Annotated in this window: 8 protein-coding genes and 4 pseudogenes; 4 read left to right on the forward strand and 8 right to left on the reverse strand. The window is 63.7% G+C overall.

What is annotated here, in order from left to right; translation table 11 throughout:
* Positions 1–5: 5 nt before the first annotated feature.
* The 7 genes and pseudogenes from QY76_RS11205 to QY76_RS11235 all read right to left on the reverse strand — a co-directional run bounded on the left by QY76_RS11205 (position 6) and on the right by QY76_RS11235 (position 7384).
* Positions 6–947, reverse strand: coding sequence for a PfkB family carbohydrate kinase (locus QY76_RS11205; RefSeq protein ID WP_045427902.1), 942 nt, complete (start codon positions 945–947; stop codon positions 6–8).
* Positions 944–2338: a cytosine permease gene (locus QY76_RS11210; RefSeq protein WP_034163370.1), complete on the reverse strand. Its 1395-nt coding sequence runs from the start codon at positions 2336–2338 to the stop codon at positions 944–946. Before QY76_RS11210 ends, QY76_RS11205 begins: the two co-directional genes overlap by 4 nt.
* 241 nt (positions 2339–2579) lie before the next feature.
* Positions 2580–3362 carry a heme ABC transporter ATP-binding protein gene (locus QY76_RS11215; RefSeq protein WP_034163371.1) on the reverse strand — a complete coding sequence of 261 codons (783 nt, stop codon included), beginning with the start codon at positions 3360–3362 and terminating at the stop codon, positions 2580–2582.
* Entirely contained in the window at positions 3352–4302 is a 951-nt protein-coding gene (locus tag QY76_RS11220; protein ID WP_045427899.1) for an iron ABC transporter permease, read from the reverse strand. Before QY76_RS11220 ends, QY76_RS11215 begins: the two co-directional genes overlap by 11 nt.
* Positions 4303–4313: 11 nt before the next feature.
* A pseudogene (locus tag QY76_RS11225) lies at positions 4314–5132 on the reverse strand (radical SAM protein); the annotation flags it as partial.
* A 171-nt stretch (positions 5133–5303) separates the two neighbouring features.
* A complete protein-coding gene (locus tag QY76_RS11230) occupies positions 5304–6350 on the reverse strand; it encodes a 3-deoxy-7-phosphoheptulonate synthase (protein WP_034163380.1) in 1047 nt (348 codons plus the stop codon).
* Between the two features lie 212 nt (positions 6351–6562).
* Entirely contained in the window at positions 6563–7384 is an 822-nt protein-coding gene (locus QY76_RS11235) for a pyruvate, water dikinase regulatory protein (protein WP_034163381.1), read from the reverse strand.
* 413 nt (positions 7385–7797) lie between these two features.
* Between QY76_RS11235 and ppsA the strand changes: the two genes are divergently transcribed.
* Entirely contained in the window at positions 7798–10173 is a 2376-nt protein-coding gene (gene ppsA, locus QY76_RS11240) for a phosphoenolpyruvate synthase (protein ID WP_045427896.1), read from the forward strand.
* Between the two features lie 525 nt (positions 10174–10698).
* Here ppsA and ydiK read toward each other — a convergent pair.
* Positions 10699–11796, reverse strand: coding sequence for an AI-2E family transporter YdiK (ydiK, locus tag QY76_RS11245; RefSeq protein ID WP_034163383.1), 1098 nt, complete (start codon positions 11794–11796; stop codon positions 10699–10701).
* Positions 11797–12099: 303 nt separating this feature from the next.
* Between ydiK and QY76_RS11250 the strand changes: the two are divergent.
* From QY76_RS11250 to zntB, 3 pseudogenes are all read left to right on the forward strand, one after another.
* A pseudogene (locus QY76_RS11250) lies at positions 12100–15188 on the forward strand (FAD-binding and (Fe-S)-binding domain-containing protein).
* A pseudogene (locus QY76_RS11255) lies at positions 15151–15572 on the forward strand (hotdog fold thioesterase). The pseudogenes QY76_RS11250 and QY76_RS11255 overlap by 38 nt, the downstream one beginning before the upstream one ends.
* Positions 15569–16548, forward strand: a pseudogene (gene zntB, locus QY76_RS11260) (zinc transporter ZntB). The pseudogenes QY76_RS11255 and zntB overlap by 4 nt, the downstream one beginning before the upstream one ends.
* Positions 16549–16570: the final 22 nt, after the last annotated feature.

The following is a 16570-nucleotide window of genomic DNA, read 5'->3' on the forward strand; positions in this document are numbered from 1 at the left end:
GCCGACTACAGGCGCGTGCGCGCCTGGGGAAAGCGGGCCTTCAGCTGCGCGCGGGTCGGCACGCCGTCGGGGCCGGGCTGACTGACCACGCAGGCGGCGACCTGATTGCCGAGATCGATGGCCTCCTCCAGCGCCAGGCCGAGGGCGAGCCCCGCCAGCACGCCGCCGCAGTGGGCATCCCCGGCGCCAATGGTATCGGCTACCGTTATCGGGTAGGCGGGCAGGTGCCGCTGACGGCCATCGCTGGCGCATAGCCAGGCACCGTGGGCGTCGAGGCGGCAGATCAGATGGATCCCGCGCTGGACGGCAAACGCCGACGCGGCCGCCACCGGATCGCCCGCGCCGCACAGCTGCGTGACCTCATCGCGGTTAAGGGTCAGCAGGCTGCCCGTGGGGAGCCGCTGCCACAGCGCCTCCGGCAGATGGGGCAGGCGCGGCCCGGGATCCAGCAGCAGGGTACAGCCGGACGGCAGGGCGTACATCCACTCGCACAGCGCCTGACCCCCGTCTCCCGCCAGCTCATAGCCGCTGAGATAAACCAGCGCCCCGGCGGGCAGCGCTATCTTCGCCAGCTGCGCCGCAGACCACTGCGTCTCGCAGCCGCTGACGCTGATAAACGTACGCTCCCCATCGGCCTCAACGCAGGCCAGACACCAGCCGTTATCCTGCTGCGGGTGACGCAGCAGCACCGGCAGCGCCAGCGCCGCCATGGCCTGTTCCGCCAGCGCGCCCCAGGGGCCGTTGCCGACCGGCATCCCGTTGATGACCGGGATCTCCAGGCGACACAGCGCCCGCGCCACGTTGAAGGCGCAGCCGCCGATGGTCCGCCCGTCTTCGCGGGCCTCCACATCCTCTCCCCGCCGCGGCAGACGCGGCAGGCTGAGGATCAGATCGCCGACGGCACCGCCGATGACGGCGACTGGGCGCGGCGTTTGCGTCGTTGTCATGCTTTTTTCCTCATGCCGACCAGCAGAGCGTAGCTAAACAGACTGATCAGGAAGGCGACGAACAGCCCCAGGCTGGAGTCGGCGAAGACGCCGATGGCCAGCGGGCCGTCGATAAAGCCGGTGCGGGTCACCATCAGCCCGCACAGCGCGCCGAGCAGCCAGCACAGCAGCGGGCCGACGCGCACGCCGGCGTTGCTGCCGCGCAGATCGAACAGCTGGCTGTCGCTATAGCCTTGATGGCGGCGCAGGCAGACATAGTCGACCAGGAAGATGGCTTCCCAGGCGGCCAGGAAGACGCCGCAGCACAGCAGGAAGGCGACGAAAGGCCCCATAAAGTCGCCGGCGACGAACAGAATGTACAGGGCGATGCCCAGCACGATCGCGGCATCGAGCGTTACCGCCCAGATCTGGCGGATCTTAACCCCGATGGTCAACAGGTTCAGGCTGGCGGAGTAAAGGCTGAGCACGGCGATGGTCACGATGCCCGCCGTAGCGGCCAGCAGATAGGGGATGGACATCCAGCGCGGCAGCACCGAGCCTATCAGGGCGATGGGGTTTTCTGCCGCGGCCAGATCGGGCAGGCGGGCTGAGAGCAGGATCCCGGCCAGCATCAGCAGGCACAGGGGCAGCGCGGCGCCGCCGGTGACGGCGGCGAAGATGTGGCTCTCTTTGCTCTTGGCGGACTGATAGCGGCTGTAGTCGGCGCCGGCGATAGCCCAGCTGATACCGGTGCCGGCGGCGATCACCGACACGGCCGGCAGGAAGGCGGTCAGCCAGCTGCCGGAGGGCATCGCCAGTACGGCCTGCCAGGGGGTGGTAAACAGGATATAGCCGACCACGATCAGGGTCATGGTGCCGAAGATGCGGGTAAACCAGCGCTGGATAGCGGCGACGGCCGTCTGTCCCAGCAGGCTGACGGCGATGGCCAAGCCGGCAAACAGCACCAGGCACACCAGGGTGAGACCGTGTCCGCCCGGGACGCCGCAGGCCTGCAGCAGCGCGGCCAGGGTCAGGGTTCCGGTGATGATGTTGACCGCCTCCCAGCCCATCAGGTTGATCCAGCTGAACAGGGTGGGGGCGATGTTACCGCGGATGCCAAAGATGGCGCGGGAGAGGGTCAGGGTAGAGGTGCGGCCGCGTTTACCGGCAAAGCTGAAGTAGCCGACCAGGCAGAAGCTCATCACCCCGAGCAGGGCGGCCAGTATCGCCTGTACAAAGGAGAGGCCAAAGCTGACGATGATCGCGCCGTAGACCACGCCTAAAATACCGATATTGGCGGCAGACCAGATCCAGAACAGCTCGCTGGGGGTACTGCGGCACGCCGGCTCGGGAACCCGATCGATGCCGATATTCTCTACCTGCCAGGCTGGGTTGGCGTTGGTTTCACTCATTCTACAATTCACTCCTTTGTCATTGGCTCGTGCTGCTTACACCGTGGCGGGTCGCATCATTCCCGGCCGTGCGACGGCGCCGCGCACGGGAGGGAGGGAAATCCATTCGCGCACAGTCTACTGGCACAGGCACACCCATAGGATGCCAATATAAAACCGCTATAGATAAGCCATGCTGAGGTGTTATTGCGGAGAAAACGGCGGGACTGCGCCCGCCGACAGGAGAAACGTTTGTCTTGGCTCAGCGCCGCAGGTGGATCTGGGGGCCGCCGGTTTCGGGGTGGCGTCCCGCCGCCAGATCGGCCCGATACCAGTGTGACAGCAGCGCCGGATCCAGTACTTGCTCCGGTGTTCCGCTGGCGACCAGCGTCCCCTGGTGCAATAGCAGGATGCGATCGGCATACAGGGCGGCCAGATTGAGATCGTGCAGGATACAGCAGACCGAGAGCGGCTCGCGGCGGGTCATCCCGTGCAGCAGGCGCAGCAGGTGCTGCTGGTGAAACAGATCGAGCGCAGAGGTCGGCTCGTCGAGAAATAGCCAGCGCGGCTGGGGGGTGGGATGCCACAGCTGGGCCAGCGCTCGCGCCAGCTGTACCCGCTGCTGTTCGCCGCCGGAGAGTGTGCGATAGTCGCGATCCGCCAGCGCCAGGCAGCCGCTCTGCTGCATCACCGTCTGCAGCGCCTGCTGCTGTCCCTCGGGGCAGGGTGAGCGCCCCATGGCGATCACCTCGCGTACGCTAAAGGGAAAGGCCAGCGCGCTGTGCTGGCGCATCACCGCCCGTCGCTGTGCCAGCTGCTGCGCAGGCCATGCGGCCAGCTCCTTCCCCAGCAGGGTGCAGCGCCCGCTGTCCGGGCGTAAATAGCCCGCAAGCAGTCGCATCAGGGTCGATTTTCCCGCCCCGTTGGGGCCGATAATGACCACCAGCTCGGCGCAGGGCAGGGTCAGCGACACCTGGCGGATCAGCGTTCGGCCATGATCGCTATAGGTGAGCTGCTCGGCCTGCAGTCTGGGGTTATTGGCCATGACTTACCTCCCGGTAGCGCAGTATCAGCCAGAGAAAATAGGGGCCGCCCAGTAGGCTGGTCAGCATCCCGACCGGCATTTCCGCCGGGGCCGCCAGGGTGCGGGCCAGGGTGTCGGCCAGCAGCAGCAGGCAGGCGCCGCCCAGGGCTGCGCAGGGCAATAGCCAGCGGTGATCGGCGCCGAGCCGCAGGCGGAACAGGTGGGGAATCACCAGGCCGATAAAGCCAATGACGCCGCTGACTGCCACCGCGCTGCCGACCAGGATGGCGCTGAGAAGCAAGAGCTGGCGCTTGGTGCGCGCCACGTCGAGCCCGAGGTAGTGGGCCTCCTCATCGCCCAGCTGCAGCAGGTTCAGGCGCTGGGCCCGGGTGAGCGCGAACAGGCTGGCCGGCAGGATCAGCAGGGCGCTGGCGCCCAGCGTATGCCATTCGCTGCGCGACAGAGTTCCCATGCTCCATAGGGTGAACTGACGCAGCTGCTGATCGTCGCTCAGGTAGCTCAGCACCCCGACCAGGGCAAAGCAGAGGGCGTTAATGGCGATCCCGGCGAGCAATAATCGTGACAGTGTCACTGATGCACCGCGGCTGAGGAGATAAATCAGCAGCGAAATGGCCAGGCTACCGCCAAACGCCGCCAGCATTTGGGCATACAGCGCTAGCAGCGGCGAGAGCGCCAGCGGGAGCACGATGGTCAGCGCCACGCACAGCGCAGCGCCGCTGCTGATCCCCAGCAGGGCGGGATCGGCCAGCGGGTTGCGGAACAGACCCTGCATAAGGGTGCCGGAGACGGCCAGCGCAATACCGATAACCGCCGCCAGCAGCACTCGCGGCAGGCGGATGTTGAGCCAGATCTGCCACTGGAGGGGATCGCCGTCGCGCAGCAGCGCGACGGGCGACAGGCGCAGTGCGCCCAGGTGGGCGGCGGCCAGCGTGGTCAGCATCAATAGACCCGGTAGAATGCCTGGCGCTCGGCGGCGTCGGCGACGCGGGCGCGGGCGTTGGCGACGGCCTTGGCCAGCGGCGTCGAGGGCAGCAGATTGAGCGCGTAGAGATCGACGCCGTCCAGCGGTAAATCGTTGACGATATCCAGATCGTTTTGCCACTCCCGTGCGGTCTGTCCCGGCAGACCAAACATCAGGTCGCAGATCACCGCCGCCCGGTCACGCTCGGCCAGCGCCCGCAGAAAGGCGATGGCCCGATCGCGATCGGCCCGCCGCCCCATGCGCTGGCGCAGACGAGTATCAAAGGTCTGGATACCGATGGAGAAACGGTTGGCGCCGGCCGCCAGACAGGCGTCGATACGCGCATCGTCAAAGTTCAGCACGCGTCCTTCGACGGTGATTTCGCCGTCGGCGGCCAGCGGTAGCGCGCTGCGCAGCTGGGTGATCAGGCGATACAGCTGCTCAGCGCTCAGGGCGCTGGGGGTGCCGCCGCCCAGGTAGACGGCGTGGATGGGCGCCGACTGCTGCAGCGGCAGGGCGCTCTCCAGGGCGATTTCGCGCTGCAGGTAGTCGCAGTAGCGGGCTACGGCCTGTTCGCTGAAGCGGTTTTGATAAAAGCCACAGAAGGTACAGTGGGTGGCGCAAAAGGGGATATGTACATAGACCAGGCGCTTATTGGGCGACAGGGTGCGCTGGCACAGCTGCTGCCAGCCCTGCGCCAGGGCGTCGGCGGGCAGGGGCTGCTGATGGCGCCAGGGCATGGTGGCCCAGCGTTCGGGGAAGGGAATGCCTTCGGCCGCGGCCAGATAGGGGGTAATGTCCAGCGTCATGGTAACTCTCCGTTAATACCTGAACTGCGCGGCATTGAATGATAATAGTTATCATTCGATCAACGGTAATGCGAATTGTTCATGATCTGGATCAAGCGAGAGAGCACAAAAAGATAAAGCGCGGGGGATCAGGGGATGTCGGGACGCCGCGGGCGGGCGTCCCGTTCGTGCTCAGAGGCGGCTGCCGGCCGCATCGGCCAGCTGGGCCAGCAGCCGTTCGCTGTCCTCCCAGCCCAGGCAGGGGTCGGTGATCGACTGCCCGTAGATCAGCGCCTGTCCGGGCAGATTTTTCTGCGCCCCTTCGGCGATGAAGCTCTCCGCCATGATCCCGACAATACTGCGGGAACCGGCGCGGATCTGGCCGGCGACCGCCTCGGCGACGTTAAGCTGCCTGCGGTGCTGTTTCTGGCTGTTGCCGTGGCTGGCGTCGACGATCAGGTAGGGCGGTAGATCGAACTGGCGCAGCTGCTGGCAGGTCTGCTCCACGTCGGCCGGATGGTAGTTGGGCACCTTGCCGCCGCGCATGATGATATGGCCAAACGGGTTGCCGCTGGTCTGGTAGATGGTCATCCGGCCATCCTTATCCGGCGACAGGAACATATGGCTGGCGCGGGCGGCGCGGATGGCGTCGATGGCGATGCGGGTGCTGCCGTCGGTGCCGTTTTTAAAACCGACTGGACAGGAGAGCGCCGAGGCCATCTCGCGGTGGATCTGGCTCTCCGTGGTACGCGCGCCGATGGCGCCCCAGCTGATCAGGTCGGCAATATATTGCCCGGTCACCATATCTAAAAATTCTGTCGCGGTGGGCACTCCCAGCTGATTGACCCGCAGCAGCAGCTCACGGGCCAGACGGATGCCGTGGTTGACGCGGCAGGCGCCGTTCAGATCCGGGTCGGAGATTAGCCCCTTCCAGCCGATAACGGTGCGCGGCTTCTCAAAATAGGTGCGCATCACGATCTCCAGACGATCCCGATAGCGCTGGCACAGGGGGGCCAGGCGCTGGGCGTAATCCAGCGCCGCTGCCGTATCGTGGATGGAGCAGGGACCAATGATGACCAGCAGGCGGGGATCATCGCCCTGAAGGATGCGTTCAATTCGTTTTCGTGACGTTGTCACGTGTTCTGCCACCGACGGATCGATAGGCAGTTGCTGCGCCAGTTCTGCGGGCGAAATCAGTGTATCGATGCGCGCAGTACGCAGTTCATCGGTTTTGTGCATGGCTGTCTCTAAAGCTGGTCTTCTCAACGGCAGGAGTACCGGGAAGTGATGGGGATCACGATAAAGCAATTACCGGACAAATCAATAGAGCGGCGCTGCTTTTGTGAGCAGTTGATGTACTTTCTTACTAGTACATGCGTCAGGTCGCACAATAAGCGCCTTTTTTGCCCGCCCCGCGACGCATGGATGCGGCGGCAGGGGCAGGCGCCATCTCAATACATGCGGCGATTGAGCCCCAGGGTATCGATGATTTTGGCGGCGATCTCTTCGACGGAGTGGTTGGTGGTATTGAGGTAGCGGATCTGGTGCTTGCGGTAGAGCGCCTCGACCTCACCCAGCTCCAGACGGCACTGGCGCAGGGACGCGTAGCGGCTGTTTTCCCGGCGTCCCTCACGGATCGCCGTCAGCCGCTCGGGGTTGATCGTCAGGCCAAACAGCTTGTCCTGGTGTTCGCGCAGCGCGGGGGGCAGCTGCAGGTTGTCCATGTCGTCGGCGGTGAACGGATAATTGGCGGCAAAGATGCCAAACTGCATCGCCAGATACAGGCTGGTGGGGGTCTTGCCGCAGCGTGAGACGCCCAGCAGAATCACCTGGGCGCGCTCCAGGTTGCGCAGCGAGATACCGTCGTCGTGGGCTAGGGTGTAATCAACCGCGGCGATACGCGCATCGTAGCGGTTCAGATTATGGGCCGTTAGACCATGGGTCAGGTTGGCAACGTGCACCGGCTGGATACCCAGCTCCGCCTGCAGCGGCGACACCAGCGCACGGACGATGTCCTGGCAGAAGCCCTCGCTGCTTTCGATAATCGTGCGGATGCGCGGCGAGACGATAGAGTAAAACACCAGCGGGCGATCGCCGCTGCGCTGGTAGATGGCGTTGATTTGCTGCCGTACGGCCTCTGCCCGCTCTTCGGTTTCGACAAAGGGCAGGGTATAGCTGGTGGCGTCCAACGCGAACTGCGACAGCACGGCGTGCCCTAGCACCTCTGCGGTAATGGCCGTTCCGTCGGAAATATAGAACACGCTTCTCTTCATGCTCTCCTCCTGTTGATGGGGGCTGGACCACCGCGACCGCGGTATGTCGCTGCCCGGCTGATAAATAGCACGAATGTATTTTTAAGACTACAGTTAATTGAAGACTGGTCAGGAAAGTCTTTGCTTTCAATATGCTGTAGCCATTCTGCCGCCACTGTGCCCCGCACTGCCGGTCGATACGCTGACGATCGCGCGCGGCGTGCTTCAGCATGGGCGTGACGGGGGGAATAATGGCTGACGTATTTCAGCACATCCAAGTAAAAAAGTGCGTTTTTTCCATTGAAGGCAAATTCTACGCTAGGTGTAACGATTCACCTATCTTGGTCTGTGCCGACATTGTGTTAGTCTGATTATGCCGCGTTGGCGGTGTCTTGTCTCCGAAACCCATGCTTTGAAATAAAAGGATTGCTTCGATGTCTAGTAATGGCGCGCAATTACAGAATGTGGTGTGGTACAACCAGCTCGGGATGCACTATGTCGAGAGGGTCGGCGGTAAAAATGCCTCTCTGGGAGAGATGATAACCAACCTGTCTGAGCTGGGCGTGTCGGTGCCGAATGGCTTTGCCACAACGGCGCAGGCGTTTAATGATTTTCTGGAACAGAGCGGCGTCAACCGGCGGATCTATGCGCTGTTGGATCAGACGGACATCGATGACGTAGACGCACTGGCGCGGGCGGGAGCGCAGATCCGCCGCTGGGTGATCGAAACCCCGTTTCCGGCGACGCTGGAGGCGGAGATTCGCAGCGCCTATGCCACCTTGGCCGCGGACAACGCCAATGCCTCCTTCGCCGTGCGCTCCTCGGCGACGGCGGAGGATATGCCCGATGCCTCGTTTGCCGGGCAGCAGGAGACCTTTCTCAACGTACAGGGCATCGATGCGGTGATGACGGCGGTGAAGCATGTCTTCGCCTCGCTGTTTAACGATCGCGCCATTTCGTACCGGGTACACCAGGGCTATGACCACCGCGGCGTGGCGCTCTCTGCCGGGGTGCAGCTGATGGTGCGCTCCGATCTGGCGGCCTCCGGGGTGATGTTTACTCTGGATACCGAGTCGGGATTCGATCAGGTGGTCTTTATCACCTCGGCCTATGGGCTGGGCGAAATGGTGGTGCAGGGGGCGGTAAACCCCGATGAGTTTTACGTGCACAAACCGACCCTGCAGGCGGGGCGGCCCGCCATCGTGCGCCGCACGCTGGGCTCGAAGAAGATCCGCATGGTGTATGCCGACAGTCAGGAGCACGGAAAGCAGGTGCGCATTGAGGATGTCCCCGCGGCGCAGAGCGGGCGCTTTAGCCTGAGCGACGGGGAGATCCAGCAGCTGGCCCGGCAGGCGCTGCTGATCGAACAGCACTATGGCCGTCCGATGGACATCGAGTGGGCCAAGGATGGGCACAGCGGCAAGCTGTACATCGTTCAGGCCCGTCCGGAGACCGTGCGGGCCAACGAGCAGGTGATGGAGCGCTATCAGCTGAGCCAGCGCGGCGAGGTGCTGGTGGAGGGGCGCGCCATCGGCCATCGCATCGGCGCCGGGCCGGTGAAGGTGATTACCCGCATCAGCGAGATGCACCTGATCCAGGCGGGCGATGTGCTGGTGACGGACATGACCGATCCGGACTGGGAGCCGATCATGAAGCGGGCCTCGGCGATCGTCACCAACCGCGGCGGACGCACCTGCCATGCGGCGATTATCGCGCGTGAGCTGGGGATCCCGGCGGTCGTCGGCTGCGGCGATGCCACCGAGCGCCTGCGGCCGGGGACGGCGGTGACGGTGTCCTGCGCCGAGGGGGATACCGGCTATGTTTACCGCGGGCAGATCGACTTCAGCGTGCAGAGTTCGCAGGTCGAGCAGATGCCCACGCTTCCCCTGAAGATCATGATGAACGTCGGCAACCCGGACCGCGCCTTTGACTTCGCCCGCCTGCCCAACGATGGCGTGGGGCTGGCGCGCCTGGAGTTCATCATTAACCGGATGATCGGCGTGCATCCGCGCGCGGCGCTGGAGTTCGATCGCCAGGATGCGGCGGTACAGGCGGAGATCCGTCAGATGATGCAGGGGTTTGACGATCCGGTGGAGTTCTACGTCAGCCGCCTGACCGAGGGCATCGCGACGCTGGCGGCGGCATTCTGGCCCAAGCGGGTGATCGTCCGCCTGTCAGACTTTAAGTCGAATGAGTATGCCAATCTGATCGGCGGTGAGCGCTATGAGCCCCATGAGGAGAACCCGATGCTGGGGTTCCGCGGCGCCGGTCGCTATGTGGCGGAGAGCTTTGCCCCTTGCTTCGCCCTGGAGTGCGACGCCATTAAGCGGGTGCGCAATACGATGGGGCTGACCAACGTCGAGGTGATGATCCCCTTCGTCCGCACGGTGGAGCAGGCGCAGGCGGTGGTCTCCCAGCTGGCGAAAGAGGGGCTGCGCCGCGGTGAAAACGGCCTGAAGGTGATCATGATGTGCGAGATCCCCTCCAATGCGTTGCTGGCCGACGATTTCCTGGCCCATTTCGACGGCTTCTCCATCGGCTCTAACGATATGACGCAGCTCACCCTGGGACTGGATCGTGACTCTGGGGTGGTCTCTGCGCTGTTTGACGAGCGCAACGCGGCGGTGAAGGCGCTGTTGTCGATGGCTATCCGCAGCGCCAAGGCGCAGGGGAAATATGTAGGGATCTGCGGTCAGGGCCCCTCGGATCATGAGGACTTTGCCCGCTGGTTAATGGAGCAGGGAATTGACAGCCTGTCGCTGAATCCGGATACGGTGGTACAGACCTGGATTAATCTGGCAGAAAAATAAGCGTTATTTTGGCCACAGGCTAAACGGTCGCTGCGATGCGGCCGTTTTTTCTAGCGCTTTTATTTCTTCTCGCCGCGATACAAATAAATGATCGGTTACCATTTGAAACATGGCGGATAAAAAAAAAGCCCATCAAAGCGATGGGCAAAGACTACACACAGCAATAGGGAGAGAAATCCGCAGGCCCGCGCTGGCACCGATGCACATTTCTGGATCCGGGGGAATCAGACGGTTTTGGGAGTGATTCTTATTGACACCGCGCTGAAGACATTACAGGGCTGGATTATATATCTAATTTATTACTATGACGATAGCTAATCTATAAAAAATGGAGAATACAGAAATTTCACTGGGCAACGGGAGGAAAGGAATATGTACAGCGATTTTCGTTTCATTACTTAAATAAAACCGCAGGCTGTTGAATAAATACCCGATGGGATTCATGTTGGCTATTTTAATCGCGCGAGCGCAGAGGACCTGCCGCATTTTAGGCGGCGTCTCCCGGGGCAGACGCCGCCCATTATCTTACTGCCGTTTATCTAACGCCTCGCTGACCTGGCGGGCATCTCTCAGCGGCGCCGGCGCCTCGCTGATCCAGACGGAAACCAGACGATAAGAGACCGCCAGCACGACGGGGCCGATAAACAGGCCGATCATGCCAAAGGCCAGCAGGCCGCCGATAACGCCGGAGAGCACCAGTAGCATCGGCAGATCGGCGCCCAGGCGGATCAGCGCCGGACGCAGCACGTTATCCATGGTGCCGACTACGCCGCTCCATACCAGCAGCACCGTTGCCCAGGTGTTATCACCGCTCCAGTACAGCCAGGCGACGGCCGGGATCAGCACCAGCAGCGGGCCCAGCTGGGCCAGGCAGCAGATAAACATCACCACCGTCAACAGGACGGCATAGTGGATGCCGCTGATCGCCAGCCCGATGCCCGCCAGCAGCGACTGGGCCAGCGCGGTGACGACGACGCCCAGCGCGACGGCGCGAATGGCCTGACCGCCCAGGATCACCGCCGCGTCGCCGCGGTCGGCGGCCAGGCGGATAGCGAAGCGGCGGATGCCAAAGGCGACCTCCTCGCCCCGGCTATACAGCAGGGCGCTGAACAACAGCATCAGAGAGCAGTGTAGGAAGAAGCCGCCGACATGGGCCGCCTGGGTAATAAACCAGGTGATCCCTTGGCCGATATAGGGCTGGATCTTGGTGACCAGAACCCCTTCGTTCATCAGCCCCTGCCAGCTGGCATACAGCTTGGCGCCGATCAGCGGCAGCGTCTGCAGCCACTCCAGCTGCGGCATCTGCCAGCTGCGGGCATTGGCTGCCCAGTCAAGGATCGGGCCTGCGTTGCCGATCAGGCTGGTAATCACCATGCCGATGGGCAGTACAAACAGCAGCAGAAGCAGCAGCGTCATCAGCACGACCGCGATCCAGCGCTTGCCCCACAGGTGATTTTGCAGCCAAATCAGCACCGGCCAGGTCGCAATCACCACCATGCTGGCCCAGGTAAAGCCCAGAATAAACGGCTGAACCACCCACAGACAGGAGATGATCAGCAGGGCAATAAACAGCGACCCAAAAATAATCCGGGCCAAATCATACTTCGGTAGTGGCTTATCCATAGTCTCCATCTCAATTGTGCGCGGCGGCGTGCGCGGCGCTTATGATGACTCAGGATAGTGGGAAAACCCAGCTCCTGCATGCAGATCTTTAGCGGCGTGCGCGCGGCGTAGAAAATTTCACCGCCTGCTGTTTTGTGATAGCGTGAGGAGTAACCGGTTGAATTCAGGCATGGCTACCGCACGGCGGGGCGCGGCCGCGCGACCGGGGCGTCGCATCGGCCAGTCGCGATACTCGGCGCGGCGTATGGCAGGGGGCGGGCCTGTGAGCCCGCGGAGCACACACTATGGACAGGATTTATGCGCATGATCCCTCGGCTTTCGCCATCGACGGGGTTTGACCCGGCGGTTACGGCGTTTATTCAGACCCTGAAGCAAAACGGTTTTAACGGCGAGTGCGATACGCGCTATGGGGCGCGTCTGACCATGGCGACGGACAACAGCATCTATCAGCTGCTGCCGGACGCCATTCTGTTTCCGCGCTCTACGGCGGAGGTGGTGGCGATCGCCCGCCTGGCCCAGGAGGCGGCGTTCCGCCACCTGAGCCTCACGGCGCGCGGCGGGGGCACCGGTACCAATGGCCAGGCGCTAAACGGGGGCATCGTGGTGGATATGTCGCGCCATATGCAGCGCATTCTGGAGATAAATCTGCAGGAGGGGTGGGTGCGGGTCGAGGCGGGCGTCGTCAAGGATCAGCTGAATGCCCTGCTCAAACCCCACGGCTACTTCTTTGCGCCGGAGCTCTCCACCAGCAATCGCGCAACCCTGGGGGGATGATCAATACGGACGCCTGCGGTCAGGGCTCTCGGGTGTACGGTAAAACCTCCGACTATATTCTGGGGCTGCGGAGCGTGCTACTGGGCGGCGATATTCTGGATACCGCGCCGCTGCCGATTCGGCTGGCCCAGACCCTGGCCCGCCAGGGCGATCGGATCGGCGAAATCTACCGCGGGGTGCTGGAGGTCTGCCTGGGGCAGCGCGAGGCCATCGTCGCCGCGTTTCCGCCGCTTAGCCGCTTCCTGACCGGCTACGATCTGCGCCACGTTCTCAGCGACGATCTGCAGCGCGTCGATCTGTCGCGGCTGCTGGCCGGCTCGGAGGGAACCCTGGCCTTGGTGACCGAGGCGCGTCTGCGCATCATTCCGCTGCCGCAGGTGCGCCGTCTGGTCAACGTGACGTATGACAGCTTCGATGCGGCGCTGCGCAACGCGCCGCTGATGCTGGAGGCCAACGCGCTGTCGGTCGAGACGATTGACTCTCAGGTGCTGGCGCTGGCGCGTCGCGACATCATCTGGCACGGCGTGCGCGATCTGATCGACGATCGCGCCGATCGTCCGCTGCAGGGGCTGAACATCGTCGAGTTTGCCGGTGATGATGCGCGCGCCATTGCCGCCCAGGTGACGGCGCTGTGTCAACGGCTGGAGGCGATGGCGGACGCGGGCGAAGGCGGCGTGATCGGCTACCGTCTGTGCAGCGATGAGGCCGATATCGAACGGATCTACGGCATGCGCAAGCGGGCGGTCGGCCTGCTGGGTAACGCCCAGGGGGCGGCCAAACCGATCCCGTTTGTCGAGGATACCTGCGTGCCTCCGCCCTATCTGGCGGACTATATCGCCGAGTTTCGCACCATTCTGGATCAATATCAGCTGAGCTATGGCATGTTTGGCCACGTGGACGCCGGCGTGCTGCACGTGCGGCCGGCGCTGGACATGTGTGACCCGCGTCATGAGGCGTTGGTCAGCGAGATCTCCGATCGGGTGGTGGCGCTGACGGCCAAATATGGCGGCCTGCTGTGGGGGGAGCACGGCAAGGGGTTTCGCGCCCAGTACAGCCCGGCCTTCTTTGGCGCGGCGCTGTATCACGAGCTGCGCCGTATCAAGAGCCTGTTTGACGCGGATAACCGGATGAACCCCGGAAAGATCTGCCCGCCGCTGGGCTGCGATGCGCCGATGAAGCAGGTGGATGCGGTGAAGCGCGGCACCTTCGACAGGCAGATTCCGGCGGCGGTGCGCGGCGCGTTTCGCGGGGCGCTGGAGTGTAACGGTAACGGCCTGTGCTTTAACTTTGATCGGCGCAGCCCGATGTGCCCCTCGCTGAAGGTGAGCGGCGATCGTCTTCACTCGCCGAAAGGCCGGGCGGCGCTGATGCGCGAATGGCTGCGCCTGCTGGCGGAGCAGGGCGTCGATCCCCTGGCGCTGGAGCAGCGTCTGGGCACGCTGGCGTCGCTGCGCGCGCTGATCGCCAAAACGCGTCGCGGCTGGCGCGCCCGCGCGGGTGAGTATGACTTCTCGCATGAGGTCAAGGCGGCGATGGACGGCTGTCTCTCCTGTAAGGCCTGCTCCAGTCAATGTCCGATCAAGATCGATGTGCCGGCGTTTCGCGCCCGCTTTCTGCAGCTGTACCACACGCGCTATCTGCGCCCGCTGCGCGACCATCTGGTGGCCGGTGTGGAGCGCTATACGCCGTGGATGGCGAGGGCGCCGCGGGTCTTTAACTTTTTCCTGCGTCAGCCGCTGCTGGGACGCCTGAGCGAACGCTGTGTCGGAATGACCGATCTCCCGCAGCTCTCAGCGCCGACCCTGCGCCACGCGTTGGCCGGCCATCCGGCGCTGCTGGACTCTCTGGAGTCGCTGGAGGGGCTGGATGCCGCGGCGCGCGCGCGCAGGGTGCTTATCGTGCAGGACCCCTTTACCAGCTACTACGACGCGCGGGTCGTCGAGGCGCTGATCCGACTGTGCGATCGGTTGGGCCTGCGGGCCCAGCTGCTGCCCTTTGTTCCCAACGGCAAGGCGCAGCATATCAAGGGATTCCTGCGCCGTTTCGCCCGTACGGCGCGCAGCGGCGCCGAGTTTCTCAACCGGGTCGCCCGGCTGGGGATCCCGCTGGTGGGCGTCGATCCGGCAATGGTGTTATGCTATCGCGATGAATATAAAACTATTCTGGGTGAGCAGCGCGGCGAGTTTCAGGTACAGTTGATTCAGGAGTGGCTGGCGCAGGCGCTGCCGTCCGCCGAGCGGCTCGGGCCCGCGGTTGACGAGACATGGTATCTGTTCGGCCACTGTACCGAAACCTGTGCCGAGCCGGCCAGCGTGGCGCAGTGGCAGCAGGTATTTGCCCATCTGGGCGCCCGCCTACAGAATGTCAGCGTAGGCTGCTGCGGCATGGCGGGAACCTATGGCCATGAGGTGGCCAACCAGGCGGCGTCGCGCGGCATCTATGCGCTGTCGTGGCAGCCCGCGCTGGCTGCGCTGCCGCCGGCGCGCTGTCTGGCGACGGGCTACTCTTGCCGCAGTCAGGTACTACGCCAGCAGGGGGTGGCGCTGCGCCATCCGGTTCAGGCTTTACTGGAGATATGTGATGATTTGGAAACGCGCGATAACCCTGGAGCAGCTTAATCAGGTCGGGGAGGCGTGCATGGTCGGCCATCTGGGCATTGAGATCACCCGGATGGGGAAGATACGCTGGAGGGCAGTATGCCGGTGGATCAGCGTACCCGCCAGCCCTTTGGCCTGCTGCACGGCGGCGCATCGGCGGTGCTGGCGGAAACGCTGGGTTCGCTGGCGGGCTACCTGTGCAGCGAGGGCAGTCAGCAGGTGGTGGGGCTGGAGATCAATGCCAACCATCTGCGCGCCGTGCGCAGCGGTACGGTGCACGGCGTATGCCGGGCGCTGCACCTAGGGCGCCGTCATCAGGTGTGGCAGATCGATATCCGCGACGATCGCGGTCATCTGTGCTGTACCTCGCGCCTGACCACCGCGCTGCTGGAGAAGCGCCAATGATGGGCGAGGATCTGCCGCTGGGGCAGGCGATATATGCTCTGCAGCTGGACGGTCAGGGCGGCTGTCGGGCGCTGACCGTCCAGGCGAAGGCTTCGCTGGCGCAGCCGGCCTGGCTACACCTGGACTACCGTGAGGCGCCGATCCGCAACTGGCTGGCGACCACGTCGCTGCTGCCGGATCCGCTGCGCCAAAGCCTGTCCGGGGAGAGCCTGCGCCCCCGGCTGACGCGCCAGGGGGAGGGGGTTATGATCACCCTGCGCAGTCTCCATCTCGATCCGGCGGCCGATACGCACCCGGATCCGTGGGTGGTGCTGCGCATGTATGTGACCGGCACGCTGATCCTCACCTCTGCGCATCGCGACAGCGCGGCGCTGGCGCCGGTGGTGGAGGATTTACAAGGGGGCAGCGGCGCCGTGAACAGCGCGGGGCTGCTGGTTGCGATCGCCGATGCGCTGGTGGATCAGCTCAGCGACGCCATCGACGCGCGCCATGACTGCATCATCGATATGGAGGATCGGCTGCTGGATCAGCAGTTTCCTCCCCGCGGCGAGCTGGCGATGCTGCGTAAGCAGCTGATCGTGATGCGTCGTTACCTGGCGCCGCAGCGCGATGTGCTGGCGCGATTGGCCTGCGAGCGGCTGGGCTGGCTGGGTGATGACGATCGGCGCCGGCTACAGGATATCGCCGATCGCCTCGGCCGCGGTCTGGAGGATTTGGATAGCTGTATCGCCCGTACCGCGCTGCTGGCGGATGAGATCGCATCGCAGGTGGCCGACGCGCTGAACCGCCGCACCTATACCATGTCACTGCTGGCGATGCTGTTTCTGCCTGCGACCTTTCTGACCGGCCTGTTCGGCGTCAACCTGGGGGGATCCCCGGCAGCGAATCGCCGCTGGCGTTCGTGCTGTTTTGCCTATTGCTGCTGATTTTGGCATTTTGCGTTGTTATTGGGTTAAAATGCAGTAAATGGTTGTAACCTATCGCGCGGGCAATCTTTG

The organism is Edwardsiella sp. EA181011 (genome assembly GCF_000800725.1).
Taxonomy (GTDB): domain Bacteria; phylum Pseudomonadota; class Gammaproteobacteria; order Enterobacterales; family Enterobacteriaceae; genus Edwardsiella; species Edwardsiella anguillarum.